This window comes from Streptomyces flavovariabilis (assembly GCF_000725785.1).
Lineage (GTDB): Bacteria > Actinomycetota > Actinomycetes > Streptomycetales > Streptomycetaceae > Streptomyces > Streptomyces hawaiiensis.
Genome location: NZ_JNXD01000042.1, coordinates 1 through 24,792 on the forward strand (window position 1 = coordinate 1; position 24,792 = coordinate 24,792).

The following is a 24,792-nucleotide window of genomic DNA, read 5'->3' on the forward strand; positions in this document are numbered from 1 at the left end:
GCCGCTACGAGCGAAAGGCCGAACACTTCCTGGCCTTCGTCGGCATCGCCGCAGCCCTCATCAGCTACCGCCGACTCACCAAGTGAAACAACGTCTAAGTGTTCCTGGCCCCGTGGTCAGGGGAGGCTCGGATCGACCGCGGTGGCAGTCGTACGGACCTGTATGAGCGCTTGGTGCCCGCGTCCGCAGAGGAACCGGAACGGTTCGAGACCTACGTGCTGTCAGGGTTCGTCCTGCAACCTGATGTGGTGTCAGGACTTGGAGTCCTCTGGCGCGCTCAGGGTCAGGATCTCGCCGAGGACGATGTAGGTCTGCAGAAAGATGAAGCGGGCCTCGTCGAAGGTGACCTCGGCGTGAGTGCCTGCGGAGCACCGGGCGTAGAGATCGGCCAGGGTCCGACGTAGCCGGTCCCTGCGACTCTTGGACGCCCCGCAGCCGTGGGTGTGGGCCTGCAGCCGGTTGAGCACCTGCTGCGGTCCAACCTTCAGGTCGACCTCGTCCCCGATCTTGTACAGCTCGTCCCGGGCCGGGAACACGTAGTCCGCAGACGAGTCGATCAACCGGCGGCAGGTGGTCAGGGCCTGGCTGACAGACTCGGTGTCGCCGTCCCGGAGGCGGTCAGAAATGCGCTCGATCTTTTCGAGAGCAGTCCCGCTCGCTGCCGCCAACGCCCCGTCGACCTTCTGCTGGGTGTCCGCAAACAGACTCGCCTGGAGTTCGCTGAACAGTAGCTCGTGGTAGATCTCGGTAGCCATGTCGTAGACGGTCGCGACGACTTGTCCGCAGATCCCGGTCCACGTGCTGAGGTTGGCTGAGGACTGGAGGATTCGCGTGTCATGGTCGCGCGCCGCAATCAGGGCCGCGTCGCCCGAATAATTGCCCCCGCCGCGCATGGCGTCGATGGCCTGGTGGGCGGACTCAACCTGGGCCTCCACCTTCGCGATCGAGTGGGTGTAGAAGGTCTTCTTCTCCCGGTCGGCCCAGCGGCCCGCCCGTCCGATCCACGTCGTCGCCGAACCGTCGGTCGGGTATCCGTTGCGCTCGAACCCGAGAAACTCCATCAACTCGGTGTGGCCGACCAGTCGGGCGAGCCTGCTCGCCTTCAGGACAACCTCGGACGCCTTCAACCGCTTGAGCTCGATGTCGGCCAAGAGCTCGTCCGCAACGCGGATCGCTTCTTCTTGTCGCCCCACTGCTGACCGCCCATCTGCTGGAACCGTGCTTAGTTGCAGTCGTACCACGAGGGTCCGACACATCTGTGCCGATTATTTCGGTGAGCACGACAGCCTCCGCACATGGCAACCCGTCGTCGGGTTCAGACGGAGAGCATTCAGTTTCCGGAAACTCACCGGGATTTGCCCCTGTTCTCGTACAGCTACCGCCAAGTGGCGTAGTGCTGAGTAACTACTCAGCTGCGGTCGTGCTGTTGGTGGTGGCCGCACCGTCGGAAACTCAAGGCGCACCAGCAGGCCGCGCTGGCAGGATCACAGCATGCTCATCACACCGCGCCCCGGCGCAGACCGGAAGAACATCCGGCAGGCTCTCAGCGGCGTCCACACCACGGCGATGAACCTGCGGCGGCCATACGACAGCGCCTTCGAGGGGCTGCTGACGTATCTGGAGTGGGCCACGGAGTCCGCGCGGATGCTGCGTTCCCAGATCAGCGACCGGGACCTGGACCAGCTCGTGTTCACTGACCGCTATCGGGCGCTGTTGGGCAGCTGCGGCACGCTCGCGGGGACCGCCCAGCAGCGCCTCGTGAACGGCCTGGTCCAACTTGAGGTTGCCGAACGGATCGAGGCGTTCGAGGCGGCCGTGGCCGCGTTGGATACACGGATCGGCCGGTGGAGCCAGCGGGAAGAATTCGTCGTGGCCGACTCCAGCTTCTACATCCAGAACGAAATGAAGCTCGCCGACGTCGACCTGCACGAAGTGCTCGACGTGCCGCGCTGGCAGTACGTGCGCCTGCTGTTCCCGATCGTGGTGGTCGACGAGTTGGACGACCTCAAGGACGCCAGCAAGAAACGGGCCCGCTGGCGCGCCGCCCACACGCTCGGTCGCCTCGACGAGGTTCTCAACGGCGGCACCCACGGGATCCTGCGTGAGGGGGAGTACACCGCTCGGGATGGGGAGACACGGGGCAGAGTCAACGTGGAGATCATCCTCGATGCACCCGGTCACGTGCGCTTGGACCGGCCCGATGTCGAGATCATCGACCGGACGGTGGCCATCCAGGGCCTGGCCGGCCGCGAGGTTCGGTTGCTGACGTGCGATACAAGCCAGCACACCCGAGGCCGGGCCGCCGGGCTGAAGGTGACCAAGGTGGCGACGAAGGATCCCGGGGACGAGCCGGACTGGTCGGCCGAGGACAAGCCTGGCACCGGCGTACGCGCGCAGCGGCGCGCCCGGCAGGCCGAAGCCGAGGCATCGACGGCCAGTTGAGAATCGAGGACCACGAACGAGGTCTACTTGAGCACGAGCTGAGACGGTCCCATTTGTTTTGTCGAACGGCATGGCCGCAGCCCGGTGTTTTCAGTTCTGGTGGGACTCATCCCGTAGGGCGCCGTAGTCATCAGGCGTCTTCACCAGCATCAGAGACCTTCCCAAGGAATCGGTCCAGCGAAAGAGAGCATCATTGGAGAAGGCGTGGGAGTGGAGCCTTTCGCGAAGAGTAGGTACGTTCAGCCGGTGCTCGGCCTCTGTGTAGACGGCGTTGATTGTGCGCCGATGCTGGCTGAGGTTCGCCCATCGGCGAGGCGCCCGTAGTGCCCGCCAAGCAGGATCGGCCACTATGCCCAGCAGCGTGACGAACTCTGGATAGGTGGCGATGTACTCCCGCTCGTCGACGCGTCGTCTGATGATGTTCCCGTAGATGGCTTCCTTGGCGGGGAGTTGGGCGAGACGGTCATTCCAGCGTGAGAGCAGATGAGGTTGGTTCTTGTTCAGGAGCCAGGAGCGGACCAAGTGCTGCGCTTCCTTCGTCGCTGCTTCCAGGGCGTCGGGGAAGCGGCGGGCGATCCGTTTGTGTCGGTGCTCAGCGGTGACGAGCTCTGGGAGGTGGCCGACGCGGTAGTGGCGGTTGCCGTCGACCCAGATGCCGTGTCGGCGGCAGAGCTGGAGATCGGCGGGGCGGTGGGCGAGGACGGGCCCGGTGATCCCGCGGCGGTGCATGCAGTGTGAGCAGGCGACGTAGAGACGCCGACGGTAGCGGACGACGTCACCTGCGGTGCGCGCCTCAATCCGGGCGATCGCTGGTAGCAGCATCCGGAGGGTCTCGGGTGCAAGACCCGTCAGGATGGCCAGCCGTGGCAGAACCATCGGAGTCCAGCGCCATAGTGTGTCTGTCCGCTTGCCCACCTGCGCGTTTTTGAACGGCGTCAGAGTTTTAGCCAGTTGGCCCGCCGTGACTTGGTTGGCGGCGGCGAGACGGTGCAGATACCAGCCGAAGACCTCCCCGCGGACCGGTGGCAGAGGGAGTGGCAGGAGCCGGACCGGGGCTTCCCAGGGCTCCATCGCTCAGGCCGCTCTCGGCCTGCGGGCGCGCTTGGCGCGGAGGTGATCAGGCTGGGGCTGCTGGACGGCGTGGTCGAGCTCGATCTCGTCGAGCATGTGCTTGGTGATCTTTTCTGTGCCGGTGTCGATGGCGTCGACTGCGGCTTCCCGGATGAGCTGGGAAAGGCTGCCGATCAACCCGCTGGTGCGTTCGTGGAGGTATCCGGTCATGGCAACCAAGGTGCCGGGACGGTGAGAGTGCAGTCGCAGGGAGTCCTCCATGGTCGCCACCAGGGCCTGCCAGTGCTCCTTGTCCGCGCGGTTCTTGTGGCCGAAGGACCGGGAGGGGACGACCGTGTAGCGGCCGGCGATCTGCTGCCCGCGGGTGCCCTGGAACAGGCTGCTGGTCTCGACGTCGAGACCAGCAAGCACGAAAGTGGCCGCGATCCGCTCCGAGAGGTACTTCAGCTGGTCGGACGCCTCGGCTCCGTTGCGGGTCGTCAGATCGAGGTTGTGGATCTCGTCGACCAGAACGAGCGTGGTGCCGAGCTTGCCGAGCAGGTCACAGACGGCATTGGTGATCTGGACCTGGCTCATGCGGTACTCCAGCGGGATGCCGAGGAATCGGGCGAACTCGGGGTGGCGGCCGGGGGTACGGTGACGAAGACGACCGGCAGTCCGCCGACAGCAGCGGCGTTGCGGCGTCGGGTGATCTGTTCGACGTTCTTGCCCAGCTGAGTGATCGCTGTGGTCTTGCCGGTGCCAGCCGATCCGGACACGATCAGGCCGCGGCGGGCGGAGACCTGGTGCCGGTTGAGCACGATGCGTTTGCGGCCGGTAGTGACGACACCGCGGATCGTGGGGGTGTTCACGATGACGGACCGTGTGTGGTAGTCGATTCGCGCTTCCTTGTAGGACTCCAGCTCCTCCTTGTCCAGGACGGCGCCGGACGGGAGGGATGGCGGGGGCTCCGGGTTCTCGTCGACGAACGCCCGCCAGCCTTCCTTCGTGGTCAGCGACGCCTGCGGATTGGCGATGTCCTGTGGTGGGGTCGGGCTCACAGGCGGCTCCCGTCAGTGAAGGCGTCGAAGACGCCGAAGGGGATGACGTTCGACGGCTGCTCCAGGGCGGTGGTCTCGTCCTCGACATCATCCGAAGCAGGTGCCTGCGGCAGCGCGGCGACGGGCCGAGCGGGCTCCAGGGCGGCGCGGGTGCGAGCCGCGATTCGGCGGTCCGGCCCGCTTTCTGCCCGGGTTAGCAACTGGTCTACTGCGGCGGCCACGGCGGCCTGGTCGGTGTCGTCCCGCCCTCGCATCGCGAGCAAGTCCCGGGCCCGGCGCCATGTGAAGTCCGCGAATGGCGCGGAGACCAGGTGCCGGTGTGTCCACGGAACAGTGGTCCACTCTCCGGTGCTTGGGTCGCGTACCCAGACCTGGGACAGGTCGTAGGGGTCGTAGTGGACTTCCCAGAGCCCGCCTTTGGCGGTCACTCCCGAGGAGCGGCGCCGTAGCGGGTTCAGTCCGGGGCAGTTGTAGGTGCGGTGGTCGATGCGGATGCCGTAGTCGTTGACCGAACGCCAGAGTGCCGGCAGCAACTCCAGGTAGTCGGTGCCGCTCAGCGGCATCGGCAGGTAGCCGGTGCGGGAGATCAGCAGGGCATATGCATCGTTGGGGGGCATGGGCTGGCCCGGTAGGAACGGGCTGCGCAGTCCTTCGTGTGGCCGCTGTTGCCAGCAGGCCACGATCCACTCCTGCAGCAGGTCGTCCAGTTCCGCGAGCGTCCATACGGCCTCGACCCCGGCGCCCCGGCGAGTCGTGTTCGAACCGGTGTAACCAGCGATGTGCTGGCAGAACAGCGTGTTGATCGACGAAAATGTCCGCTCGACGATTCCCTTGTCAGTCGGGGTGGCCGGGCGGGACGGCTGGACGGAGATGCCCAAAGACCGGCAGGCGGTCCGGAAGGTGTCGGAGATGAACACCTTGCCGTGATCGATGCCGATCGTCTCCGGCACGATCACCGGCTTGGCGGCCGCCTGCTCCAGGCGGGCGTCGATGTCCAGCAGCCTTCGGTAGGGGATCAGCGTCGCCGACATCGCCAGCGCGTCCGACCAGCCGGGCCGCAACGGCTCCGGGACCAGCATCTTGGCCAACAGCAGCGCGGCGTCCACGGCCTTGGTCCCTGCCGGGCGCAGCACCGCGGCGCAGCTCGACCTCGTTGCCACGTCGACGGCGATCGTGAGTTCTGGGCGTCCGCTCACTCCGTCCTCCAGGACCACGAGCACGTCCAGCGGTGTCGTGTCGATCTGCACCATCTCGCCGGGGCGGCAGGCCGAGGAAGGGGTGAACGCTCCTGGCGGGCGGCGAGCCGCTGACCTGCGGGATGTGGCTTCGCCGAAGGCGTGCGTACCCTCGCTCATCGCCTCGACGAGCCGGTAGAACGCCGACTTCGACGGCATCGCCACTGTGCCCGGCCCATGCCGTTCCGCCAGCAGCGCCTCCACCCGCCGACGCAGTCGGCCGCGGGTGCCAGTGGACTCGTGCGTCGTCGCGGCCAGGATCTCCGTGATGGCGGCCACCACCCGGTCATCGGCCCGTCCAGTCGGTGAGGACAGACGAGTCGCACGGTGATCCACCAGGCCCCACAGCCCCTGCTCGCGGTAGCGCCTGCGCATCCGCTGAACGGTCCCCACACTTGCCTGCCAGCCGATGGCTCGCAGTTCCACCGCCTTGGCCGCCACCCGCTCCTCCACTGTGTGGCGGGCCGGGTCGTATTCCGGACGAGGCAGGGCCGTGGGATCAGCACCGAGCGGCCTGCCGAACTCCACCTCGGTCACATGCCGTTCCCAGGCCACCGCTTTCTCGGCTTCCCGCTCCGGCACGATGTCCAACAGAGCGAACGGCGGCATGCAGCCCTGATTGGCACCATGGCCGATCAGCTCAAAGCCTTCCGAGATCAGCAGATGCGACAGCAACACCAGGCTCACCGACCCGGCTTCGTCGAGGAGCCGCACTGCCGTCCCGGACAGGCCCACGACCGTGTGCAGTCGGTCATCCATGCGCACCTGATCCCCGACCCTTAACGCTGTCCGTGCCCCTGGGCGCCCGCTCACCGAGCCTCCGTCCGCGACACCAGCGTGGCATCCGACAGGGGGTGCGACAGATCCGCTGTCAGCTGTCCCAGCCAGAGCAGATGGAACACCGTCGGCAACACCGCGATCGGATCACCGAGCAGCGCAGCCCGCGCCACCAGCGGCGATGGCACCGAGAACAGCGCCAGCAACCGGGCCGCGAGCCCGTCATCGGCCCCGTGCCGTGGATGCCGGTATCCCGCCAGCCAGCGGACGTTCACCATCCGCACCGGATCTACCTCGCCGACGACGCGGTATCCCCACCCCACCGCCTCACAAGCCGCCTGCGCCGCCGCGAACTTGGCCGCCGACCGTGCGTCGATCCGGTCCAACGGCCGACAGTCCACCACCAGCCCGCGCCCGTCCTCGAACCGAGCGAAGTAATCCGGAGCGTGCGAGACCCGCTTACCCTGATCGTCCTCCCAGAACAGCCACAACGGCTGCGACAGCAGCCCCGTCACCTGCGGCGTGAAGTCGAGCAGCATCGCGTGATCCCGCTCCAGCCAGGACTCGAACCCCACGTGCCCGCCGGTCGTTGCCGACCAGTACAAGCCCGGGAAGTGCCGCTGTCCCCGGTACGACGGGAACCCACGCACTGGTAGCCCCGCCTCGAACTCGACGGTGTCCGCCTCGGTCAGCGGACATCGGTGCTCACCATCGGCATTCCGCCAGCTGACCTCGAAGTCGTCACCTCTTGGCAGTGCGGTATCCGCAAGTCCACCCTGCTTCATGTAGATCACTGTGCAGAACCGCTGGGACTGTGCCAGATCCTTCCTGATAAAACCGCTCGTGTGAGTGACTCAGGGAAGATCGATTACGCAATTCCTGTTAGCGGTAGGAGGAACCTTCCACGTATGCGACTGTGAGGGTGTCGTTGGCTGGCTTCACCTTTTGGGGATGAGGGTATCGAAATTCCCTACGAGGGTGCTGACTTCATCTGGGCGCTCCTGTGCCCAGATGGCGAGGAATGCATTAGCGACGACCATTCCAGCTGTGAAATCCAAATCCTCGCCGATCTGTTCGAAAATGACATGGCGATCGCGGTTAGTCAAGGCTCGATCGGAAACTACCTGCTTGACCCGCTCCTGCGCGCTGGTCGGGAGCTGCATGGAGACCGTAAGCCTTGCAGCGATGTGTTCCAGTCTCCCTAGTACGACGTCAAAGATATGGGCCTCGGGATCTCCCTCACCAGGCAGCGTAAAGATTCGGCGATTGGGATCCGTCTTGTGTGCCTGGTCCCCGTCGACGAGGCAAACAGACGGGAAACTTGAAGTTGGGTCAAGGTTGTGCTGCTCGTTGACTTTGATCGCGGGGTCGGCTCCTCCCATTCCATGGATTTTGACCGCATCGATCTCGATCCCTCCGTGGTAACGAAGTGCAGTTGTCACCAGGAGTTCGGCAAACGTATCTTCAACGAAGATCGCAAGCTTGGCATCAATCTGGCCAGTGATGGTTCGAAGCGCTTTGATGTCCAGCTTCCCTTGGAGAACCTCCCCGTTGTAGGCGGCCCAAATTGCCTTAGACGGCAGTGGCTCCAAGGCGTCGTTACTGTGCGTTGAGAAGATGACCTGGCACGACTTGCGTAGGGCCACTTCGATCAGGTATTCGACCATTCGGCGAGTGGCGATGGGATGCAGTCCGTTCTCGATCTCCTCGATCAAGATCATGGCTCCATCGGGCGCCTCCTCGATGGCCGAGACGATCCGGATAACACTGGCTTCGCCGGCCCCGAAGTGAAATTCGGAGTACTCACTGCCGTCGGAATTTCGCGCCGCGAACATCGTTGCCCGTCCCTGCGCGTCGATCGAAAGGCGGTTGCAGCCCTGCATCTCCTTGGCGAGGATCTTCTCCACTGCAGCGACTACCGGAGCCGAAAGAGCTACCTCTTTTTCAGCGACGAACTTGTTGCCTACGGCCTTGACGAGTTCCCTACGCTCGGTAGCGGGTACTGTGCGCGACACTCCGAAGAGAAGCACGGGACGTACGACCGCTTTGCGGTTCCACTTCAGCTGCGGGAAACTCGCTGTCCGTTGCAGGGGAAGGCGTGGGTTGAGTTTCTTGTCGATGATCTCGTACTCGATGACCCAGTCCTTCATGCTGGCGTCGTACTTGCCGCTCTTGGCGAAGAATTCGCCCGGGGCGATGTCCTTGTAGGCGATGCCCGCAGCTCCGAGGATGGTCGTCTTGCCGCCGCCGTTGGGTCCCACTACTGCGGTGACAGGAAAGTCGAAGCTGACAACTCGATCTTTGAACCCGCGTACTCGCTTCAGCGTGATCCGGCGAAGGTAAGCCCCGTAGTTGGTCGAGGCGACCTTCTCTTCGAGGCGCCGGATGTCGCCTTCGCGGATCTCGCTTCGGAAGTTGGTCATGGAGCACGTCCCTACGCTTATGGATGGCCTACCGCGCCGTGAGCGCGCGAGGGAGGGGTCGACTCGCGCGGCTCCGTGTGCACATTACTCTGATAGGGCGCGTAGGGAGCCACGGTTCGCGCGGTTGGGCGTCGACGGGCGCGGCTGCCTCGGCGTGACGCGCCGTGGGTCAAATGGCGATGTCAGATCCGGCGGGACCCGCTCAACTCGTGCGGCAGGTCCCCTGGGACTCTGTCAGTTTCGTTGGGAACGGACATCACCGTGCATGAGCCCTCCGCACAGGTGGCGTGGCGCACTTTTGCAAGCGGGTGCTTGCAATAGTTAGCGGAGTGCTGCACTGTGGAGGCATGGCATCGCTCAACGTCGGCAATCTCGGTGACTACCTGCGCGAACAGCGGCGCACCGCGCAGCTGTCGCTCCGGCAGCTCGCCGATGCCGCCGGGGTGTCCAATCCGTATCTGAGCCAGATCGAGCGCGGGCTGCGCAAGCCCAGCGCGGAGGTGCTGCAGCAGGTCGCCAAGGCGCTGCGGATCTCCGCCGAGACGCTGTACGTCCGGGCCGGCATCCTCGACGCCGAGCGCGACCGGGACGAGGTGGAGACGCGCGCCGTCATCCTCGCCGACCCGACGCTGAACGAGCGGCAGAAGCAGGTGCTGCTGCAGATCTACGAGTCCTTCCGCAAGGAGAACGGATTCGGGACCGGCGACGGTTCGGACGCCTCGGACGGCTTGGCGGGCGCGGGCGTCGCGGGTGGGGCCGGTGTCATCGGCGTCGTCCCCGGTGACGGCGCGGTGAGCGTGGACGGGGACGCTCCCGACGCGGGCACCGAGATACCGCGGACCGGCCCGGGCGACGGCGCTCAGCCCGCCCGGCGCCGCAGCCGCAAGAGCACCGGCAAGAACGCCAAGAAGAACGACGGTAGCGACATCGACCCGCAGCAGACGGCCGGCTGAGCCGGACCAGGGCGCCGGCCGTACCGCCGCGGATCACACAGAACCCTCAGCCGAACCCTCAAGCGAGACAGAATCCGGGAGGACCATCACCATGGCCATCACCGACGACCTGCGCAAGACCTTCAGCGACCCGACTCCGCTCTACTTCGCCGCAGGCACCGCCGACCTCGCCCTTCAGCAGGCCAAGAAGGTGCCGGCCCTGGTGGAGCAGCTGCGCTCCGAGGCCCCCGCGCGGATCGACGCCGTACGCAACACCGACACCAAGGCCGTCCAGGAGAAGGCGTCCGCCCGGGCCAAGGAGGCCTCCGCCCGCGTCAAGGAGACGCAGGAGACCCTCCAGACCAAGGTCACCGAGTTCATCGGCTCGATCGACGTCGACATCAAGAAGCTCGGCAGCACGATCGACGCGGACCTGAAGAAGATCGGCGAGAGCGCCCAGGACTTCGCGCTGCGCGGCGTCGGCGTGGCCGCCGAGTACGCCGTCAAGGCCCGTGAGACCTATGAGAAGGTCGCCGAGCGGGGCGAGCAGACCGTGCGGACCTGGCGCGGCGAGGCCGCCGACAGCATCGAGGACGTCGCCGAGGGCGTCGAGGAGCTGGCCGTGGCCGTCGAGCCGAAGCCGCAGCCGGTCGAGGTCAAGGAGGAGCCGGCGAAGCCGGCCGCCGCCGCCCAGGAGAAGAAGGCCCCTGCGGCCAAGAAGGCCCCGGTGCGCAAGACCACCACCGCCAAGAAGACCACCCCGCCGGCCAAGTAGGACCGCGGAGCGATCACGGGCAACGGGCCGGGCACCCTGGGGGTGTCCGGCCCGTTGTACGGGTACGGTGACCGCGTAGGGACGAGCCGAGTCAGGTGGTGGGCGTTGTGCTGATGCAGGGCTTCGCAGGGTTTATGTGGCTTCTGAGCATGGCCCTGATCATTTTCAGCGGTTTCGCGTTGTTCGACGCGGCCGTCCGCCGGGAGGACGCCTACCGCGCGGCCGACAAGAAGACCAAGCCCTTCTGGCTGATCATCCTGGGGATCGCCTTCGTGGTGAACCTGCTCTTCCCGATCCTGTCGTTCCTGCCGATCATCGGCCTCATCGCGACGATCGTGTACATGGTCGACGTACGGCCGGCGATCCGGGCCCTCCCGGGCGGGGGCCGCAGTCAGCGCGGCTCCAGCAGCGACGGCCCGTACGGCCCCTGGAACGGCGGCCGGTAAGGCCCCGCCGGCCCTGGAGCCCGGGCCACGCGCTACGGCACCCGGTCCAGCAGCAGTACCGCCACGTCGTCTGTCAGCTCGCCACCGTTGAGGTCGCGCACCTCGTTCACCGCCGCCCGCAGCAGCTGCTCGCCGCGCAGGCCCTCGGCGAACTGGCGGCGGACCATCTCCGTCATGCCGTCCTGGCCGAGCCGCTCCCGTCCCTGGCCGATGTGGCCCTCGATCAGGCCGTCGGTGTAGAGCATCAGGCTCCACTCGGCGCCCAGCTCGACCTGCATCCGCGGCCAGCGGGCACCGGGCAGCAGCCCGAGGGCCGGTCCGTTGTTGTCGTACGGCAGCAGGCGGGCCGGTTTGCCCGGGCGGGCCAGCAGCGGAGACGGGTGGCCCGCCAGGCACAGGCCGGCGCGGCGGCCGTCCGGCGCGATGTCCACCGTGCACAGGGTCGCGAAGATCTCGTCGTCGGCCCGCTCGTGCTCCAGCACCTGCTGGAGCGTGCCCAGCAGCTGGTCGCCGCACAGGCCCGCCAGCGTCAGCGCCCGCCACGCGATCCGCAGCTCCACGCCGAGGGCGGCCTCGTCCGGGCCGTGTCCGCAGACGTCGCCGATCATGGCGTGCACGGTGCCGTCCGGTGTCCGCACGACGTCGTAGAAGTCGCCGCCGAGCAGCGCACGCGAGCGGCCCGGGCGGTAGCGGGCGGCGAATCGCAGCGGGGAGCCCTCCAGCAGCGGCGTCGGCAGCAGGCCGCGCTCCAGGCGGCGGTTCTCCTGCGCCCGCAGCCGGCCCTCGGCGAGCCGGCGCTCGGCCGACTCGGAACGCTTGCGTTCCACCGCGTAGCGGATCGCCCGGCTCAGCAGCCTGCCGTCCAGCTCGTCGCGGAAGAGGTAGTCCTGGGCGCCCACGCGCACCGCCTCGGCGCCGCGCTCGGCGTCGCCGGACGCGGTCAGCGCCAGGACGGCGTGCCGGGGCGCGAGCTCCAGCACGTGCCGGAGCACGGCGAGCTCGTCCTCCGAGTCGCTGTGGCCCGGCGCGGGCAGCGCCAGGTCCAGCAGGATGCAGTGGACGTCGTCGGTCAGCAGCCGCCCGGCCTCCGTCAGGTTGCGGGCCGTGCGGACGCGGATCGGCTTGCCTGCCTGGTCGAGCATGTCCGGCACGATCGGCGAACCGGCCGGGTCGTCCTCGATCAGCAGCAGCGTCAGGTTGGTGTGGGCGGTGTTGTTCTCCACCTTGTCCGTGGTGTTCCCGGCGGTGTCCGGCGCGCGGCCCGCGGGCGAGGCGTCCTTCACGGACTCCTCGGCCGAGCCGCCGCGCGGAGACGCGGCCTGCGCCTGACCACTTTCCACGGCCGGGATCGCTCTCTGCCGCGGTATGGGTACGGGCATCGTCTTGGGTTCCTTCCCTCCCCCCGAGGGCACGGTGGGGCGAGGGACCTCGACCCACCGACGGGGACCATAGCGGGTGTCGGCGCCGCATTGGAATGGTGTGAGCCACGCCGCTGCGCCACCGGCCAGTGTCATATGCCGCGATATGTACCGCAGTTGGACAGCTCAAAGATGCTGCGGGGATGACGAACGTCACGTCGACGCACGGTTTGTTCTCGGTGGGCCGTGGAGTGGGTCACGTGGGCCAGGTCACCGCGGGTGTCCGATATCCGGCGTGCCGTCGTCCTGCCACCGCCCGCGCTCAGTTGGCGCCCGCGTCGGCGTCCGGCCGTACCACCCCGAGGATGGGCATGGATCCGGCCCCCGCGATCGTCACCGTCCGGCCGGGTCGCGGCGCGTGCACCATCGTCCCGTCGCCGATGTACATCGCGACATGGCTGGCGTCGCCGAAGTAGATGATGAGGTCGCCGGGCCGCATGTCCTGGATGTCGATGTGCCGCAGCCGCTTCCACTGCTCCTGCGAGGTGCGGGGGATGCCGCGCCCGGCGGACACCCAGGCCTGTGACGTCAGCCCCGAGCAGTCGTAGGTCTTCGGGCCCTCGGCGCCCCACTGGTACGGCTTGCCGATCTGGGCCGTGGCGTACTTCACGGCCTTCTTGCCCTGCTCCGAGGCCTTTTCGTCGATCTCGTCGAGGATGCCGGAGTCGAGCCAGGCGGTCTGCGCCTTGTTCGCGGCCTCCTTCTCCAGCTCGGCGAGGCGCTCCTGCTCCTCCTCCTGCAGCGCGGACTCGAGCTTCTCCGCCTGCGCGATCTGCTTCTCGATCTTCTTCTGTGCGGCGGCCTTGGCCTTGCGGCCCGCCTCCAGCTTCTTCAACTGCGCGGAGGCATCCTTGGCGTACTGCTCCAAGTCCTGCTGGGTGCGGGTCAGTTCGCCGAGGAGGCCCTTGGTCGCGTGGTGGCCCTCGCGGACCCGGCCCGCGCCGTCGAGGAAGTCCTGGGCGTCGTCGCTCAGCACCAGATGGGCCTCGGGCGGCAGCCCGCCCCCGCGGTACTGGGCGGCGGCCGCGGCGCCCGCGCGGTCCTTCAGCTTCCTGAGCTTCGCCTCGCCCTTGACGATCTTCTTGGCCAGCTCGACGACCTCGGCGGACTGCTTGTCCGCCTTCTCCTCCGCGGCGTTGTACTCGTCGGTGGCGCGGCCGGCGGCGCGGTAGAGCTTGTCGAGCTTCTTGCGGACGGCTTCGAGGTCCTTGCCGGACGCGAGGGCCGAGCCCGCGCTCGGAGTGGGGGAGGGGGTGGGGTTCGCGAACGCCGTGCCCGGTGCCGCCAGCACCGTGACCGCGCAGACCACGGCCACCGCCGTCGCGATCAGGCCACGCTTGCCCGTTCCCATACCTCAGCTCCCAACTGGTTAACCGTCAGTAACTTGCGGCTCGCCCGGGGATGCTGCCACGTCGGCTGGGAAAGCGACAGAGGTAGTACTTCCCGCCGCCCCCTCACCGGTATGCCCCGGCGTGACGATCTCCCCGCCTGTGTGACGAACGACTCAAAGAGATCGTTCCCAACGGGCCCTGCCCGGACCGCAGGAGTCAGGCGCCCGGCGCCAATGCCTCCCACCGCACCGTCACTTCGCCCTGCCGCCACCGCACCGGCCCGTCCGCCACCGGCCAGTCGGCTGCCAGGTCCCGTACCGCACGGATCCAGCGCTGCCGGGCGCCGTAGGAGGCATAGGGTGCGGCGGCCGCCCAGGCGCGGTCGAAGTCGCGCAGGAAGGCGTGCACCGGCTCGCCCGGGACGTTGCGGTGGATGAGCGCCTTCGGCAGGCGTTCCGCCAGGTCCGAGGGGCGCTCCAATGAGCCCAGACGGGTCGCGAAGGTGACCGTGCGCGGTCCCTCCGGGCCGAGCGCGACCCAGACGTGCCGCCGCCCGATCTCGTCGCAGGTTCCCTCGACCAGCAGTCCGCCGCGCGACCCGGTCGCCGGATCGGCCGGTGCGAGCCGCGCGCACAGCCGCTGCCACACGGCCGCGACCTCGCCCTCCTCGTACTGCCGCAGCACGTTCGCCGCGCGGACGAGCAGGGGCCGCTGCGGGATCGGGATCTCGAAGCCGCCGTGCAGGAAGACGAGTCCCGCCCGCTCGTAGGGCAGCGCCGCCGTGACCCGGGCCGGTTCGATCTCGACGCCCACCACGCGCGCGCGGGGCGCGACCGTACGCAGACGCTGCAACAGCTCGACGGCTGTCCAGGGGGCGGCGCCGTACCCGAGGTCGACCGCCACCGGGTCGGCGGCGCGGCGCAGGACGGCGCCGTGCGTGGCTGCGATCCAGCGGTCCATGCGGCGCAGCCGGTTGGGGTTGGTCGTCCCGCGCGTCACCGTTCCGAAGGGGCGGGCGGCCGCGCGGGGTGTCATACGTACGAGGTTAAGCGCCCCCCGGCCCTGTCAGGGGGCGAGGTGCCGCCGCCAGTAGGTGGGACGCCAGTAGTAGAGGACGGTGAGGTCGCCGGGCATCGGGTCGTCGGCCGGCCCCTGCTCGAACGGGTCCCGGCCCGGGTCGGCGGGACGGAAGCCCGGGTCCAGCGGCTCGTCGTCCCGCGGTGGCCGCACGTGACGCCGCATCTGTTCGGTCACGGCCCCGAGTCGCCGGTAGTTGTCCTGCGCCTCGATCAGACTCAGACCGTGGTTGGGGCCGGCGCCGGCCGTCGGGTGGCGGAGCTGGAAGGGGTCCTCCTCCCAGTAACAGACCGGGCAGATCTCGTAGGCCCACAGCTCGCCGAGGGTCCGGTGGCCGCAGCACGGGCAGGGGAGCAGCGGTTCCTCGGGCGGAGGCGGCGATGCGGGGCGATGCCGTGTGCCTGTCATGCCTGTGAGGGTAGGGATCCCGCGTGCTCGTCGCCCGCCCTTTCCGGGCGCCCGGCCCGGCCCCGGCGGCTACTCGCCGCCCCCGTACGTCCCGAACCCGGGCGTCCCCGCCGACTCGAAGACATGCACCGACAGACCGCCCGGCGTCGTCCGGTGGCCGGTCAGCCGCAGCCCTGCGGGGGCCCCGCCGTCCGGGAAGAGGCGCCGCCCCCGGCCGACCACGACCGGTGCGATCGCCAGCCGGAGTGTGTCGACCAGCCCGGCGGCCAGCAGGGACTGGGCGAGGCGGGCGCTGCCGTGGACCTGGAGCTCCCGGCCGGGCCGCCGCTTCAGCTCCGCGACCTGGGCGGGGACGTCACCGGACAGGATCGTGGTCGGGTTCCACCCGGCTTCGGTCAGGCTGCGGGAGGCGACGTACTTCGGCAGGCCGTTCATGATCCCGGCGAGGGGATGGCCGGTCATCGCGGGCCAGTCCCGGGCGAAGTTCCGGTACGTGCGGCGCCCGAACAGCAGCGCGTCCGCCTCGCCGAGCCAGCCGCCGGCCAGCCGCTCGAACTCCTCGTCCAGATGCGGTACGAACCAGCCGCCCCGCTCGAAGCCGTCACTGGTGTCCTCGTCCGGGGCGCCCGGCCCCTGGGAGACACCGTCGAGCGACAGGAATTGCTGCACCACCAGCTTCATCACGCACCACTCTCCTCCTGATCGGCACCGCCACTCCTGCAGACGTCGCGGGGCGCGGAAACTCATCGGTGCGGTGACCCGCCCGGGGCCGCCCTCGTCGCCGCTGTCGCCGTACAGCTGGTCGTCGTGGTCCCCGCCGTGGGCCGCGGGGTTCACCTCCTAGTCAGGCTCCCGGGGCCGACGGACCCCACCACCCACACCCTCGAACGGTTGAGCGACAAGCGGTAATGATTCGGTAAAACTCCCGAATCGGGAAATGGAGCGCCTCCTTCCGGCGTTGCACACCGTCGGAGGGCACCGTGCGCCCTGCGAAAGGCACGCCCGGAGCGAGGAGGAACGCCACGTGAGCCAGTACATCGGCAGGCTCGGGCGGCGCTCCGCGTCATCACCCGCGCGCCTCCGGCTGCACCGCAGGCCCCGCCGCGTCGCCATGCTCTCCGTGCACACCTCCCCGCTCCACCAGCCGGGCACCGGCGACGCCGGCGGCATGAACGTCTACATCGTGGAGCTCGCCCAGCGCCTCGCCGCGCACGGCATCGAGGTCGAGATCTTCACGCGCGCGACCGCGGCCGCCCTCCCCCCGACCGTCGAGCTGGCCCCCGGCGTCCTCGTCCGGCACGTCGACGCCGGCCCCTACGAGGGCCTCAACAAGGAGGACCTCCCCGCCCAGCTGTGCGCCTTCACCCACGGCGTGATGCAGGCCTGGGCCGGTCACCGCCCCGGCCACTACGACCTGGTCCACTCCCACTACTGGCTCTCCGGCCACGTCGGCTGGCTCGCCGCCCAGCGCTGGGGCGTTCCCCTGGTGCACGCCATGCACACCATGGCCAAGGTCAAGAACGCCAACCTGGCCGACGGCGACACCCCCGAACCGGCCGCCCGCGTCATCGGCGAGACCCAGATCGTCAACGCCGCCGACCGCCTCATCGCCAACACCACCGAAGAGGCCGACGAACTCGTACGGCACTACGCGGCCGAGACCGACAAGGTCGCCGTGGTCCACCCCGGTGTGAACCTCAGCCGCTTCTCGCCCGCCGACGGCCGCGCCGCCGCCCGGGCCCGCCTCGGCCTGCCCCAGGACGCGCTCATCCCGCTCTTCGCCGGCCGCATCCAGCCCCTGAAGGCCCCGGACGTCCTGCTGCGCGCCGTCGCCGTCCTCCTCGACGAGCGCCCCGAACTGCGCTCGCGCATCCTCGTGCCCGTCGTGGGCGGACCCTCCGGCAGCGGCCTCGCCAAGCCCGAGGGCCTGCAGAAGCTGGCCGCGCGCCTGGGCATCGCGGACGTCGTACGGTTCCGCCCGCCGGTCGGCCAGGAGCAGCTGGCGGACTGGTTCCGCGCCGCCTCCGTGCTGGTCATGCCCTCCTACAGTGAGTCCTTCGGCCTGGTCGCCATAGAGGCCCAGGCGGCCGGCACCCCGGTGCTCGCCGCGTCGGTGGGCGGCCTGCCGGTCGCCGTGCGCGACGGGCACACCGGCTTCCTCGTCCGCGGGCACGATCCGGCCGACTACGCGCGCGTGCTGGGCGACTTCGCCGACGACCCGCAGCTGGCGCCCCGGCTCGGCGGACAGGCCGCCCGGCATGCCCAGTCCTTCGGCTGGGACACGTCGGCCGCCGCCACGGCGGACGTCTACACGGCCGCGATGCAGGCGCACCGCCGTCGCGTACGCTCGCTGTATGGGTGAAACCGATCAGGAACAGCGTGCGGCCCAGGTCGTCGAGGGAGTGCTGAAGGACGCCGAACTCGACTGGGAGAGCCCCCGGCCCGGCACGTACGTCGCGCAGCTCCCCGGCACCCGCAAGCTGAAGACGACCGTCTCCCTCATCGTCGGCCGCCACTCCCTGTCGCTGAACGCCTTCGTCATCCGCCACCCCGACGAGAACGAGCAGGGCGTCCACCGCTGGCTCCTGGAACGCAACCTCAAGCTCTACGGCGTGAGTTACGCCGTCGACCAGCACGGCGACGTCTACGTCACCGGCCGCCTCTCCCTGTCCGCCGTCACCGCCGACGAGATCGACCGCCTGCTCGGCCAGGTCCTGGAGGCCTCCGACGGCGCCTTCAACACCCTGCTGGAGCTGGGCTTCGCCTCGGCGATCCGCAAGGAGTACGAGTGGCGGGTCTCGCGGGGGGAGTCCACGCGCAACCTGGACGCGTTCGCCCACCTCACCCAGCGCCCCGAGCGCTAACCGGCCCGGTAGCGCCCCGGTGGCACGCCCACCAGCCTGCGGAAGTGCCGGGTGAGGTGCGACTGGTCGTAGAACCCGGCCGCCACCGCCACATCGCCCGGTGAGCGCCCCTCGAGGAGCAGCCGCCGGGCCCGCCCCACGCGCAGGGACGTCAGGTACTGGTGCGGGGCGATGCCGTAGGCCGTGCTGAACGCCCGTACGAGATGGGCGGGATGGGCGCCGAGCAGTCCGGCGGCCTCCCTCAGCACGACGCCCTCGACGATCCGCTCGTCCAGCAACTCGCGCAGCCGCCGCGCCAGCACGGGATCGGCCGGCCGAGGGGAAGCGGGGTCGTCCCGCAGATGCCCGCGCAACCGCTCCCCGACGAACAACAGCCTGCTCTCGGCCTCCAGTTCCTCACCGGGCCGCCCCAGCGTGCCGTGCAACTGCCCCACGCGCCGCCGCAGCAGCGGGTCGCGCAGATCGGGCCGGTCGACGGCGGCCCCGATGAACTCGTCCTCGAGATGCGTCCCGTCCAGATACAGCACCCGCTTGCGGAAACCCTCCGCGGTGACGGGGGAGCCGTTGTGCGGCACGTGCGGCGGCAGCAGCGACACGGTGTCGTGCGGGGTGCCGTGCTCGTGCCGGTCGAGGTCGTACCGTACGGCGCCGGTGTCGACGATCAGGAGTGTCCAGGCGTCGTGGACGTGCATCGGATACGCGTACTCGGTGAACCGCGCGTGGAAGACCTCGACGACACCCGGGACGGCGGGCCGCCAGGCGGAGACGACCCGCTGCCGGCCCGGCCCGCTCGTACGCGTGGGCTCCGTACGCGTGGGCTTCGCACGCGTGTGCTTCGTGCGCGTCGGCGGGGAGGCCATGCAAAGAACGTACAAGACCCCGGCGGGGACCGCCGGGCACGCTCGGACCATGGACACGCACACCGAACCGGCCCCGGCACCGATCCGCTTCGACACGAAGATCGCCGTACTGCTGCGCGCCGACCTGGAGCCATGGCAGCGCCTCAACGTGACATCGTTCCTGGTCAGCGGCCTGGGAACACAGCTTCCCGAGGTGATCGGCGAACCGTACGAGGACGCGGACGGCGTGCCCTACCTCCCCATGTTCCGCCAGCCGGTCATGGTCTTCGAGGCCACGAAGGAAACCCTGACCACCGCCCACACCCGTGCCCTCTCCCGCGCCCTGCCCCGCGCGGTCTTCACCTCCGACCTCTTCTCCACGGGCAACGACCGTGACAACCGCGCCGCCGTACGGGCTGTGCCGACCGCGGCACTGGACCTCGTGGGGCTCGCGGTTCACGGACCGAAGAACGCGGTGGACAAGGTGGTGAAGGGAGCGCGGATGCACCCGTGAGCGCGGGCGCGGGCGGGAGGACGACCAAAGTCGCGGACGCGTAGACCAACGGCCGACGACAGGGCGGCGGTTCCTCGTGAGACTGCTTCCATGGAGGAAGCCAGGAACGTGTACATGCGGAAGAGTCCCCGGCCGCAGCAGGGCAAGGCCACCGAACTCGCCGAATCGGCCTGGGCCATCGTGCTCTTCTGCGTCGCCTGCGGTGCCGTGGCGGGCGCGCTGCTCCCGGTCCTCGCCCGCCTGCTGCTCGCCCTGCCGTGGGCCCCGCTCGAAGGCCCGGTGGAACTGCTCACGTCGGTCCCGGAACCCGCCCTCACGCTCGGTACGGTCGCGGTGGGCGTGCTCGGCGGCCTGCTGCTCGGTTTCACGGCGGCGCACGAGTCGCTGTCCGTCTGCGTCCGCGACACCCACGTGACCCTGACCATCCGCGACAGCGACCAGGAGTTTGCCCGCGAGGAGATCTCCGTGTTCTTCCGGGACGGCAAACAGCTCGTCCTGCTCGGCCCGGACAGCCTCGAACTGGCGCGGGAGCACTGCGGCCTGAACTGGCAGCGCCTCGCGGACGCCCTCACCGAGCACGGCTACACGTGGGCGCGCGAGGACCCGCACCACGCCGAGTTCCGCCGCTGGGTCCCCGGCACCCCCGGCCTGCCCACGGGCGCGGACGCCCTGCTGCGGGCCCGCGCGCAGGTCCGCAAGGACGAGGGCAGCGCCGAGGAGGCCCGGGAACTGCGCGGGGAACTGCTGCGGCTGGGGGTGGTCGTGCGGGACGAGGAGAAGCGGCAGTACGTCCGGGTCGTGGCGGGTGACGCGGACGGGTGACGCCGGCGGGTGACCTCGAAGGCGGCGTCGCCGTCAGGGCGTGCAGGCCGCGGCGATCGACACGCTGTTCTCGTACAGGTGGTGCCGGGTGATCCGCCCGCCCTCGACGGTGAGCCGCAGCGCGAAGGGCCCCGAGAAGGACTTCCCGGTCGCCCGGACGGTTCCCGAGAGGTGCCCCATCAGCACGGCGTCGGTCCCGTCGACGAGGACGGTGTCCACGGACGCGCGAGCGTCCTGCGGGACGGTGTACCGGGCCAGTTCCTCGGCCTGCGCCGCACATTCGGCGGCGGTGGACCGAGGCCTGATCCAGGGCACGACGGGATTCTCGGCGAGCATCCAGTCGACCTCGTCGGCGAAGAGCGCGGCGAGCCCTTCTGTGTCACCGGCGAGCCGGAGTCCGAGGAACTTCTGGACGGTCGAGCGGGTTGCTTCCGCGGTGTCGGCAGGAGTCATGCGAGCCAGCCTGCCGGGACAGCCGGGGAGCGTCGATTACCTCGGAGGTAACCCCTAGAATCGAACGTATGAACGATCCAGAGTCGCGGCTCGCGCTGCTCCGCTTCCTGGAGCGCGTACAGGAGCGCGACCTGGCACGCACCCGCCGGTGGATCGCGGACGAGGAGCGCCGCCAGACCGAACGCCGCCGCGGTCTCCTGGCCCGGCCGCCCGCGCCGGACTGGCTGATCGAACGCGGCCTGTCCGGACAGGAGGCCGTGTACGTCCACGTCGGCGGCTGCTGGAACGCGGGCCGGCGCAGCAAGGGCGTCGACCGCGACCGTGCCCGCCGCGCCCTCGCCGACGGGGTCAAGGCCTGCCCGCAGTGCCGGCCGGACACGGAGCTCGGCTTCGTGGACGGGTAGCACGGCCGCCCGCGGCCGGGACGCCGACGCCCGAAGCCCGTTGTCAGTGCCCGGCGCTATGGTCGCGAGCGCGCGGCCGGCTTCCGGGGGTTCCAGCTCTGCAGGGAATGGTTGCATCCCCGATCTGTCGGGGGCGGCCCGGAGAAGTCGTCCGGGACCCAACCGACGGTCGGGCTTCGTCGATGGCCAGGAGGAGACCTGCCAGCGCCGGCCGCGCAGCCCGTCTCGTGCGCGCCGGCGCTACGGCACCGCCCGGTCACAACGTCCCGCTCGTTCGTGCCCCCCTGCCCGGCCCGTCCGGCAGCGCCCGGAACCCGTCCGCCGTTTCCCCCTTCTCCGCATCCCCCGCCACCCGCCGCATCAACACGGCGTACCCCGCCCCGGCCGCCGTCCCCACCACGGCGCAGAACCCCCACAGCCACTCCGCCCCGAACCGGTCGATGACGAACCCCGACAGCAGCGGGGCGACGAGCGCGGCCACGGACCAGGACATCGTGTACATGCCCTGGTAACGCCCGCGCCCGTGCACCGGGGACAGCCGTACGACCAGTCCCGTCTGTGTCGGCGCGTTGACGATCTCCGCCAGCGTCCACACGCACACCGTGAGCGCGATGACCCCCACCGACCCCGCGAACGCGGTGAGCGCGAAGCCGTACCCCGCCAGGACGGACGAGACGACCAGAAGCCGGCGGGGATCCCGGTGTTCGATGAAGCGGGTGACGGGGATCTGGAGGACGACGATCAGCACGCCGTTGACGGCGATCGCCATGCCGTACTCGGCCGGAGTGAAACCGGCCTCGCCCATCGCCACCGGCAGCCCCACCGACCCCTGCTGGAAGATCAGCGCGACGAGGAAGGACAACCCGACGACGCTCATGAACCGCCCGTCGCGCAGTACGGTGCGCAGACTCACGGAGTCGTCCGGGCCGGCCGCCTGCACCGCCGTCACGGCGGGCTTGGACTCCGGCAGCCTCAGGAAGACGAGGATCGCGCAGGCCATCGTCATCCCCGCCTCGATCAGGAACCCGGCCCGATAGCTGACCTCGGCGATGAACCCGGCGGCCGTGGAGGAGACGGCGAAGCCGAGGTTGATGGCCCAGTAGTTGAGGGAGAAGGCGCGGATACGGTCCTCGGGCCGGACGATGTCCGCCATCATCGCCTGCACCGCGGGTCGCGAGGCGTTGCTCGCCATGCCGACCAGGAAGGCGACACCGGCGATCGCGACCGGGTCGCGCACAAACCCCAGCAGCGCGACGGACACGGCCGTCGAGGCCTGCGCGATCAGCAGCGTCGGCCGCCGCCCCAGCCGGTCGGCCATCACGCCGCCGCCCAGCGAGGAGATGACCCCGCCGAGCCCGTGCAGGGCGGCGACCAGACCGGCGTACGTGGCGGAGTAGCCGCGGTCGAGGGTCAGGTACAGCGCCATGAAGGTGGCGACGAACGCACCCAGCCGGTTGACCAGCGTGCTGGTCCACAGCCACCAGAACTCGCGGGGGAGGCCGGAGACCGTCTCCCGGACGGCACGTCGGGCACGCAGGGCGTACGGCATGAATCCCCCGATGTAAGTGGCGCTCGCGATAGCGGCACGTTACAAGTGGGCGATCTTCGGCGGCCACCGAATTAGCAGATCCAGTCAAACGTCCGCCTGCCGGGCAGCCACGCGAACGGGCGAAAGCGTGGATTACGCTCTGGGGCATGGCCGACGCACCGTACAAGCTGATCCTCCTCCGCCACGGCGAGAGCGAGTGGAACGCGAAGAACCTGTTCACCGGCTGGGTGGACGTGAACCTGAACGAGAAGGGCGAGAAGGAGGCAGTCCGCGGTGGCGAGCTCCTGAAGGACGCCGACCTCCTCCCGGACGTGGTCCACACGTCCCTCCAGAAGCGCGCGATCCGCACGGCCCAGCTCGCGCTGGAGTCCGCGGACCGCCACTGGATCCCGGTCCACCGCTCGTGGCGCCTGAACGAGCGCCACTACGGCGCCCTGCAGGGCAAGGACAAGGCCCAGACGCTCGCCGAGTTCGGCGAGGAGCAGTTCATGCTGTGGCGCCGGTCCTACGACACCCCGCCCCCGCCGCTCGACGTCGACGCCGAGTACTCCCAGTTCTCCGACCCGCGCTACGCCACCCTCCCGCCGGAGCTGCGCCCGCGCACGGAGTGCCTGAAGGACGTCGTCGTCCGCATGCTCCCGTACTGGTTCGACGCGATCGTCCCCGACCTGCTGACCGGCCGCACGGTTCTGGTCGCGGCCCACGGCAACTCGCTCCGCGCCCTGGTCAAGCACCTGGACGGCATCTCCGACGCGGACATCGCGGGCCTCAACATCCCCACGGGCATCCCGCTCTCCTACGAGCTCGACGCCGGATTCAAGCCCCTGAACCCGGGCGGCACGTACCTCGACCCCGAGGCGGCGGCAGCGGCGATCGAGGCGGTCAAGAACCAGGGCAAGAAGAAGTAACCCCACACCAGTGAGCCCCCGACCTGCGGTTTCTTTGCAGGGCGGGGGCTTCTTGGTGGGGCTGGGCCGTCTCTGGGCCGTCAGGTCTGGGGTGCGGATCGAGCTGCATCCACCTAGCGACTGCATTTCGTCCACCTCGTAGTCGATCACGAGGTGTGAAGCGCAATAGAAGGACCCCTCAGGCGGGGTAGAGCTTCATATCCGAGTTTACGAAGAGATGAACGAAACCACACTGCCAACAGATCAACCCGGTGGCCGACTCATTGGCCCAAGCTAGCTTCATGAATTCCATACTGGAACTGTTGAGCAGGACGGGCCGTTCCCGGAACATCGCCCCACGACAGACCTGACACGTTATCCACACATCCCCGACAGCTGCTCGCACCGGCTTCTTTGCCACGCCACTTCCCCACAGTTCTGACTCGCGCCGTCAACGGCAGAGCCACGGACCTCGGAGGTGCAGCCTGACATGCCGTCGGACGACCTTCCACAGCCCGACCTACCGATACCGGAGCAGGACGCAAACGAGTCCCCTCACGCAGCCGTGCCAGCGTACTCGACCGTGACACCCACCACTGGGCGCGCAACTTGAGTGGAGCCGGACCGAAGAGCCGGCCTGTCGCGCTGTAACTGTCCCTGAGGAGCGGGTCATTGCCATGCGCAAGAAACCAAAATCGTGGGGAATCGGTAAGTGAACAACCGCAACTTCTGCACCTGCTTCCGCAGCCGCCGCGCAACTGGTGTGTTGACAGCAACAGCTGTCGCAATTGAGCTCCTTGCGTCGGCCGGGAACGCGCAAGCTGCACGGAAACGCTCAGGGGGTTTCACACCCTCCGGCTACTCCGCCAACCTAGGGGAGCAGGCGGCGAAGGAGGTTTTGGAGGGTTTCCAGAGCTTTCGAGCGAAGACCAGAACAAGTTCCTCAAGTGACTTCGCCCGGCTGTCGAGGAAGATCGCCGATGCCGGCCTGATCGGCCGCTGGCAGGCATTCCTGTTCTTCCCGCTCCTGACACTGGAGGGCTTCAACCTGCACGTGTCGAGCGTGCGATCGCTGGCCAATCGCT

General features: G+C 68.9%; 23 protein-coding genes and 2 pseudogenes. 11 read left to right on the forward strand and 14 right to left on the reverse strand.

Going from position 1 to position 24,792, the window contains the following annotated elements:
* Positions 1–251: 251 nt before the first annotated feature.
* A complete protein-coding gene (locus IO24_RS0138780) occupies positions 252–1,151 on the reverse strand; it encodes an AbiTii domain-containing protein (protein WP_234335397.1) in 900 nt (299 codons plus the stop codon).
* A 415-nt stretch (positions 1,152–1,566) separates the two neighbouring features.
* Here IO24_RS0138780 and IO24_RS0138785 point away from each other — a divergent pair, with 415 nt between their 5' ends.
* Positions 1,567–2,442, forward strand: a complete 876-nt coding sequence (locus IO24_RS0138785; protein WP_234335398.1) for a PIN domain-containing protein — start codon at positions 1,567–1,569, stop codon at positions 2,440–2,442.
* A 90-nt stretch (positions 2,443–2,532) separates the two neighbouring features.
* On the opposite strand, the gene IO24_RS44010 is transcribed toward IO24_RS0138785, so the two are convergent.
* The 5 genes and pseudogenes from IO24_RS44010 to IO24_RS0138810 all read right to left on the reverse strand — a co-directional run bounded on the left by IO24_RS44010 (position 2,533) and on the right by IO24_RS0138810 (position 8,988).
* On the reverse strand, positions 2,533–3,513 hold the full coding sequence (locus IO24_RS44010; protein WP_078899579.1) for a TniQ family protein: 981 nt from the start codon (positions 3,511–3,513) through the stop codon (positions 2,533–2,535).
* A gap of 3 nt (positions 3,514–3,516) precedes the next feature.
* Positions 3,517–4,553: pseudogene (locus IO24_RS47795) on the reverse strand (TniB family NTP-binding protein).
* Positions 4,550–6,547, reverse strand: coding sequence for a Mu transposase C-terminal domain-containing protein (locus IO24_RS0138800; RefSeq protein WP_031144383.1), 1,998 nt, complete (start codon positions 6,545–6,547; stop codon positions 4,550–4,552). Before IO24_RS0138800 ends, IO24_RS47795 begins: the two are co-directional and overlap by 4 nt.
* Before the next feature lie 50 nt (positions 6,548–6,597).
* The gene (locus IO24_RS0138805; protein ID WP_045297281.1) at positions 6,598–7,350 is read right to left on the reverse strand and encodes a TnsA-like heteromeric transposase endonuclease subunit; all 753 of its coding nucleotides are present in this window, start codon (positions 7,348–7,350) and stop codon (positions 6,598–6,600) included.
* A gap of 153 nt (positions 7,351–7,503) precedes the next feature.
* Positions 7,504–8,988 carry an ATP-dependent nuclease gene (locus tag IO24_RS0138810; RefSeq protein ID WP_031144387.1) on the reverse strand — a complete coding sequence of 495 codons (1,485 nt, stop codon included), beginning with the start codon at positions 8,986–8,988 and terminating at the stop codon, positions 7,504–7,506.
* A 347-nt stretch (positions 8,989–9,335) separates the two neighbouring features.
* On the opposite strand from IO24_RS0138810, the gene IO24_RS41545 reads away from it, so the two are divergent.
* From IO24_RS41545 to IO24_RS0138825, 3 genes are all read left to right on the forward strand, one after another.
* Positions 9,336–9,941 carry a helix-turn-helix domain-containing protein gene (locus IO24_RS41545; protein WP_037669717.1) on the forward strand — a complete coding sequence of 202 codons (606 nt, stop codon included), beginning with the start codon at positions 9,336–9,338 and terminating at the stop codon, positions 9,939–9,941.
* A gap of 91 nt (positions 9,942–10,032) precedes the next feature.
* A complete protein-coding gene (locus tag IO24_RS0138820; protein WP_031144391.1) occupies positions 10,033–10,695 on the forward strand; it encodes a hypothetical protein in 663 nt (220 codons plus the stop codon).
* 113 nt (positions 10,696–10,808) lie between these two features.
* Entirely contained in the window at positions 10,809–11,141 is a 333-nt protein-coding gene (locus tag IO24_RS0138825; protein ID WP_031144393.1) for a DUF2516 family protein, read from the forward strand.
* A 32-nt stretch (positions 11,142–11,173) separates the two neighbouring features.
* Here the strand turns inward: IO24_RS0138825 and IO24_RS0138830 are convergent, their stop codons facing one another.
* From IO24_RS0138830 to IO24_RS0138850, 5 genes are all read right to left on the reverse strand, one after another.
* Positions 11,174–12,520: a PP2C family protein-serine/threonine phosphatase gene (locus IO24_RS0138830; protein ID WP_031144395.1), complete on the reverse strand. Its 1,347-nt coding sequence runs from the start codon at positions 12,518–12,520 to the stop codon at positions 11,174–11,176.
* A gap of 301 nt (positions 12,521–12,821) precedes the next feature.
* The gene (locus tag IO24_RS0138835) at positions 12,822–13,910 is read right to left on the reverse strand and encodes a C40 family peptidase (RefSeq protein ID WP_031144397.1); all 1,089 of its coding nucleotides are present in this window, start codon (positions 13,908–13,910) and stop codon (positions 12,822–12,824) included.
* 196 nt (positions 13,911–14,106) lie between these two features.
* The gene (locus IO24_RS0138840; RefSeq protein WP_031144399.1) at positions 14,107–14,925 is read right to left on the reverse strand and encodes a hypothetical protein; all 819 of its coding nucleotides are present in this window, start codon (positions 14,923–14,925) and stop codon (positions 14,107–14,109) included.
* A gap of 30 nt (positions 14,926–14,955) precedes the next feature.
* Positions 14,956–15,375 (reverse strand): CPCC family cysteine-rich protein, encoded by a 420-nt coding sequence (locus IO24_RS0138845; RefSeq protein WP_051906027.1) that lies wholly within the window; start codon positions 15,373–15,375, stop codon positions 14,956–14,958.
* Positions 15,376–15,444: 69 nt separating this feature from the next.
* Positions 15,445–16,056, reverse strand: a complete 612-nt coding sequence (locus IO24_RS0138850) for a dihydrofolate reductase family protein (protein ID WP_031144402.1) — start codon at positions 16,054–16,056, stop codon at positions 15,445–15,447.
* Positions 16,057–16,399: 343 nt separating this feature from the next.
* On the opposite strand from IO24_RS0138850, the gene mshA reads away from it, so the two are divergent.
* The gene (mshA, locus tag IO24_RS0138855) at positions 16,400–17,737 is read left to right on the forward strand and encodes a D-inositol-3-phosphate glycosyltransferase (RefSeq protein WP_031144404.1); all 1,338 of its coding nucleotides are present in this window, start codon (positions 16,400–16,402) and stop codon (positions 17,735–17,737) included.
* On the forward strand, positions 17,730–18,239 hold the full coding sequence (locus IO24_RS0138860; RefSeq protein WP_031144406.1) for a type III secretion system chaperone family protein: 510 nt from the start codon (positions 17,730–17,732) through the stop codon (positions 18,237–18,239). The genes mshA and IO24_RS0138860 overlap by 8 nt, the downstream gene beginning before the upstream one ends.
* On the opposite strand, the gene IO24_RS0138865 is transcribed toward IO24_RS0138860, so the two are convergent.
* On the reverse strand, positions 18,236–19,099 hold the full coding sequence (locus tag IO24_RS0138865) for a helix-turn-helix transcriptional regulator (RefSeq protein ID WP_234335399.1): 864 nt from the start codon (positions 19,097–19,099) through the stop codon (positions 18,236–18,238). The two genes, IO24_RS0138860 and IO24_RS0138865, sit on opposite strands and share 4 nt — an antisense overlap.
* 49 nt (positions 19,100–19,148) lie before the next feature.
* Between IO24_RS0138865 and IO24_RS0138870 the strand changes: the two genes are divergently transcribed.
* Both IO24_RS0138870 and IO24_RS0138875 read left to right on the forward strand, forming a co-directional pair.
* Entirely contained in the window at positions 19,149–19,592 is a 444-nt protein-coding gene (locus tag IO24_RS0138870) for a DUF2000 domain-containing protein (RefSeq protein WP_031144410.1), read from the forward strand.
* Positions 19,593–19,706: 114 nt separating this feature from the next.
* Positions 19,707–20,414, forward strand: coding sequence for a YqeB family protein (locus IO24_RS0138875; RefSeq protein WP_234335400.1), 708 nt, complete (start codon positions 19,707–19,709; stop codon positions 20,412–20,414).
* Positions 20,415–20,447: 33 nt separating this feature from the next.
* On the opposite strand, the gene IO24_RS0138880 is transcribed toward IO24_RS0138875, so the two are convergent.
* Positions 20,448–20,867, reverse strand: a complete 420-nt coding sequence (locus tag IO24_RS0138880) for a nuclear transport factor 2 family protein (protein WP_031144414.1) — start codon at positions 20,865–20,867, stop codon at positions 20,448–20,450.
* 68 nt (positions 20,868–20,935) lie between these two features.
* Between IO24_RS0138880 and IO24_RS0138885 the strand changes: the two genes are divergently transcribed.
* Positions 20,936–21,271 (forward strand): DUF6233 domain-containing protein, encoded by a 336-nt coding sequence (locus IO24_RS0138885; protein ID WP_031144415.1) that lies wholly within the window; start codon positions 20,936–20,938, stop codon positions 21,269–21,271.
* A gap of 256 nt (positions 21,272–21,527) precedes the next feature.
* Here IO24_RS0138885 and IO24_RS0138890 read toward each other — a convergent pair whose 3' ends face one another.
* Positions 21,528–22,820 carry an MDR family MFS transporter gene (locus tag IO24_RS0138890; protein WP_031144417.1) on the reverse strand — a complete coding sequence of 431 codons (1,293 nt, stop codon included), beginning with the start codon at positions 22,818–22,820 and terminating at the stop codon, positions 21,528–21,530.
* 146 nt (positions 22,821–22,966) lie between these two features.
* On the opposite strand from IO24_RS0138890, the gene IO24_RS0138895 reads away from it, so the two are divergent.
* Both IO24_RS0138895 and IO24_RS45440 read left to right on the forward strand, forming a co-directional pair.
* Complete coding sequence (locus tag IO24_RS0138895; RefSeq protein WP_031144419.1) at positions 22,967–23,728, forward strand: phosphoglyceromutase; 762 nt, start codon at positions 22,967–22,969, stop codon at positions 23,726–23,728.
* A gap of 691 nt (positions 23,729–24,419) precedes the next feature.
* Positions 24,420–24,792 (forward strand): annotated as a pseudogene (locus IO24_RS45440) (hypothetical protein); the annotation flags it as partial.

Coding starts and splice junctions, on each gene's coding strand:
- IO24_RS0138785 (WP_234335398.1), top strand. CDS start 1,567: ATGAACCTGCGGCGGCCATACGACAGCGCCTTCGAGGGGCTGCTGACG.
- IO24_RS44010 (WP_078899579.1), bottom strand. CDS start 3,513: ATGGAGCCCTGGGAAGCCCCGGTCCGGCTCCTGCCACTCCCTCTGCCA.
- IO24_RS0138800 (WP_031144383.1), bottom strand. CDS start 6,547: ATGGATGACCGACTGCACACGGTCGTGGGCCTGTCCGGGACGGCAGTG.
- IO24_RS0138805 (WP_045297281.1), bottom strand. CDS start 7,350: ATGAAGCAGGGTGGACTTGCGGATACCGCACTGCCAAGAGGTGACGAC.
- IO24_RS0138810 (WP_031144387.1), bottom strand. CDS start 8,988: ATGACCAACTTCCGAAGCGAGATCCGCGAAGGCGACATCCGGCGCCTC.
- IO24_RS41545 (WP_037669717.1), top strand. CDS start 9,336: ATGGCATCGCTCAACGTCGGCAATCTCGGTGACTACCTGCGCGAACAG.
- IO24_RS0138820 (WP_031144391.1), top strand. CDS start 10,033: ATGGCCATCACCGACGACCTGCGCAAGACCTTCAGCGACCCGACTCCG.
- IO24_RS0138825 (WP_031144393.1), top strand. CDS start 10,809: ATGCAGGGCTTCGCAGGGTTTATGTGGCTTCTGAGCATGGCCCTGATC.
- IO24_RS0138830 (WP_031144395.1), bottom strand. CDS start 12,520: ATGCCCGTACCCATACCGCGGCAGAGAGCGATCCCGGCCGTGGAAAGT.
- IO24_RS0138835 (WP_031144397.1), bottom strand. CDS start 13,910: ATGGGAACGGGCAAGCGTGGCCTGATCGCGACGGCGGTGGCCGTGGTC.
- IO24_RS0138840 (WP_031144399.1), bottom strand. CDS start 14,925: ATGACACCCCGCGCGGCCGCCCGCCCCTTCGGAACGGTGACGCGCGGG.
- IO24_RS0138845 (WP_051906027.1), bottom strand. CDS start 15,375: ATGACAGGCACACGGCATCGCCCCGCATCGCCGCCTCCGCCCGAGGAA.
- IO24_RS0138850 (WP_031144402.1), bottom strand. CDS start 16,056: ATGAAGCTGGTGGTGCAGCAATTCCTGTCGCTCGACGGTGTCTCCCAG.
- IO24_RS0138860 (WP_031144406.1), top strand. CDS start 17,730: ATGGGTGAAACCGATCAGGAACAGCGTGCGGCCCAGGTCGTCGAGGGA.
- IO24_RS0138865 (WP_234335399.1), bottom strand. CDS start 19,099: ATGGCCTCCCCGCCGACGCGCACGAAGCACACGCGTGCGAAGCCCACG.
- IO24_RS0138870 (WP_031144410.1), top strand. CDS start 19,149: ATGGACACGCACACCGAACCGGCCCCGGCACCGATCCGCTTCGACACG.
- IO24_RS0138875 (WP_234335400.1), top strand. CDS start 19,707: ATGCGGAAGAGTCCCCGGCCGCAGCAGGGCAAGGCCACCGAACTCGCC.
- IO24_RS0138880 (WP_031144414.1), bottom strand. CDS start 20,867: ATGACTCCTGCCGACACCGCGGAAGCAACCCGCTCGACCGTCCAGAAG.
- IO24_RS0138885 (WP_031144415.1), top strand. CDS start 20,936: ATGAACGATCCAGAGTCGCGGCTCGCGCTGCTCCGCTTCCTGGAGCGC.
- IO24_RS0138890 (WP_031144417.1), bottom strand. CDS start 22,820: ATGCCGTACGCCCTGCGTGCCCGACGTGCCGTCCGGGAGACGGTCTCC.
- IO24_RS0138895 (WP_031144419.1), top strand. CDS start 22,967: ATGGCCGACGCACCGTACAAGCTGATCCTCCTCCGCCACGGCGAGAGC.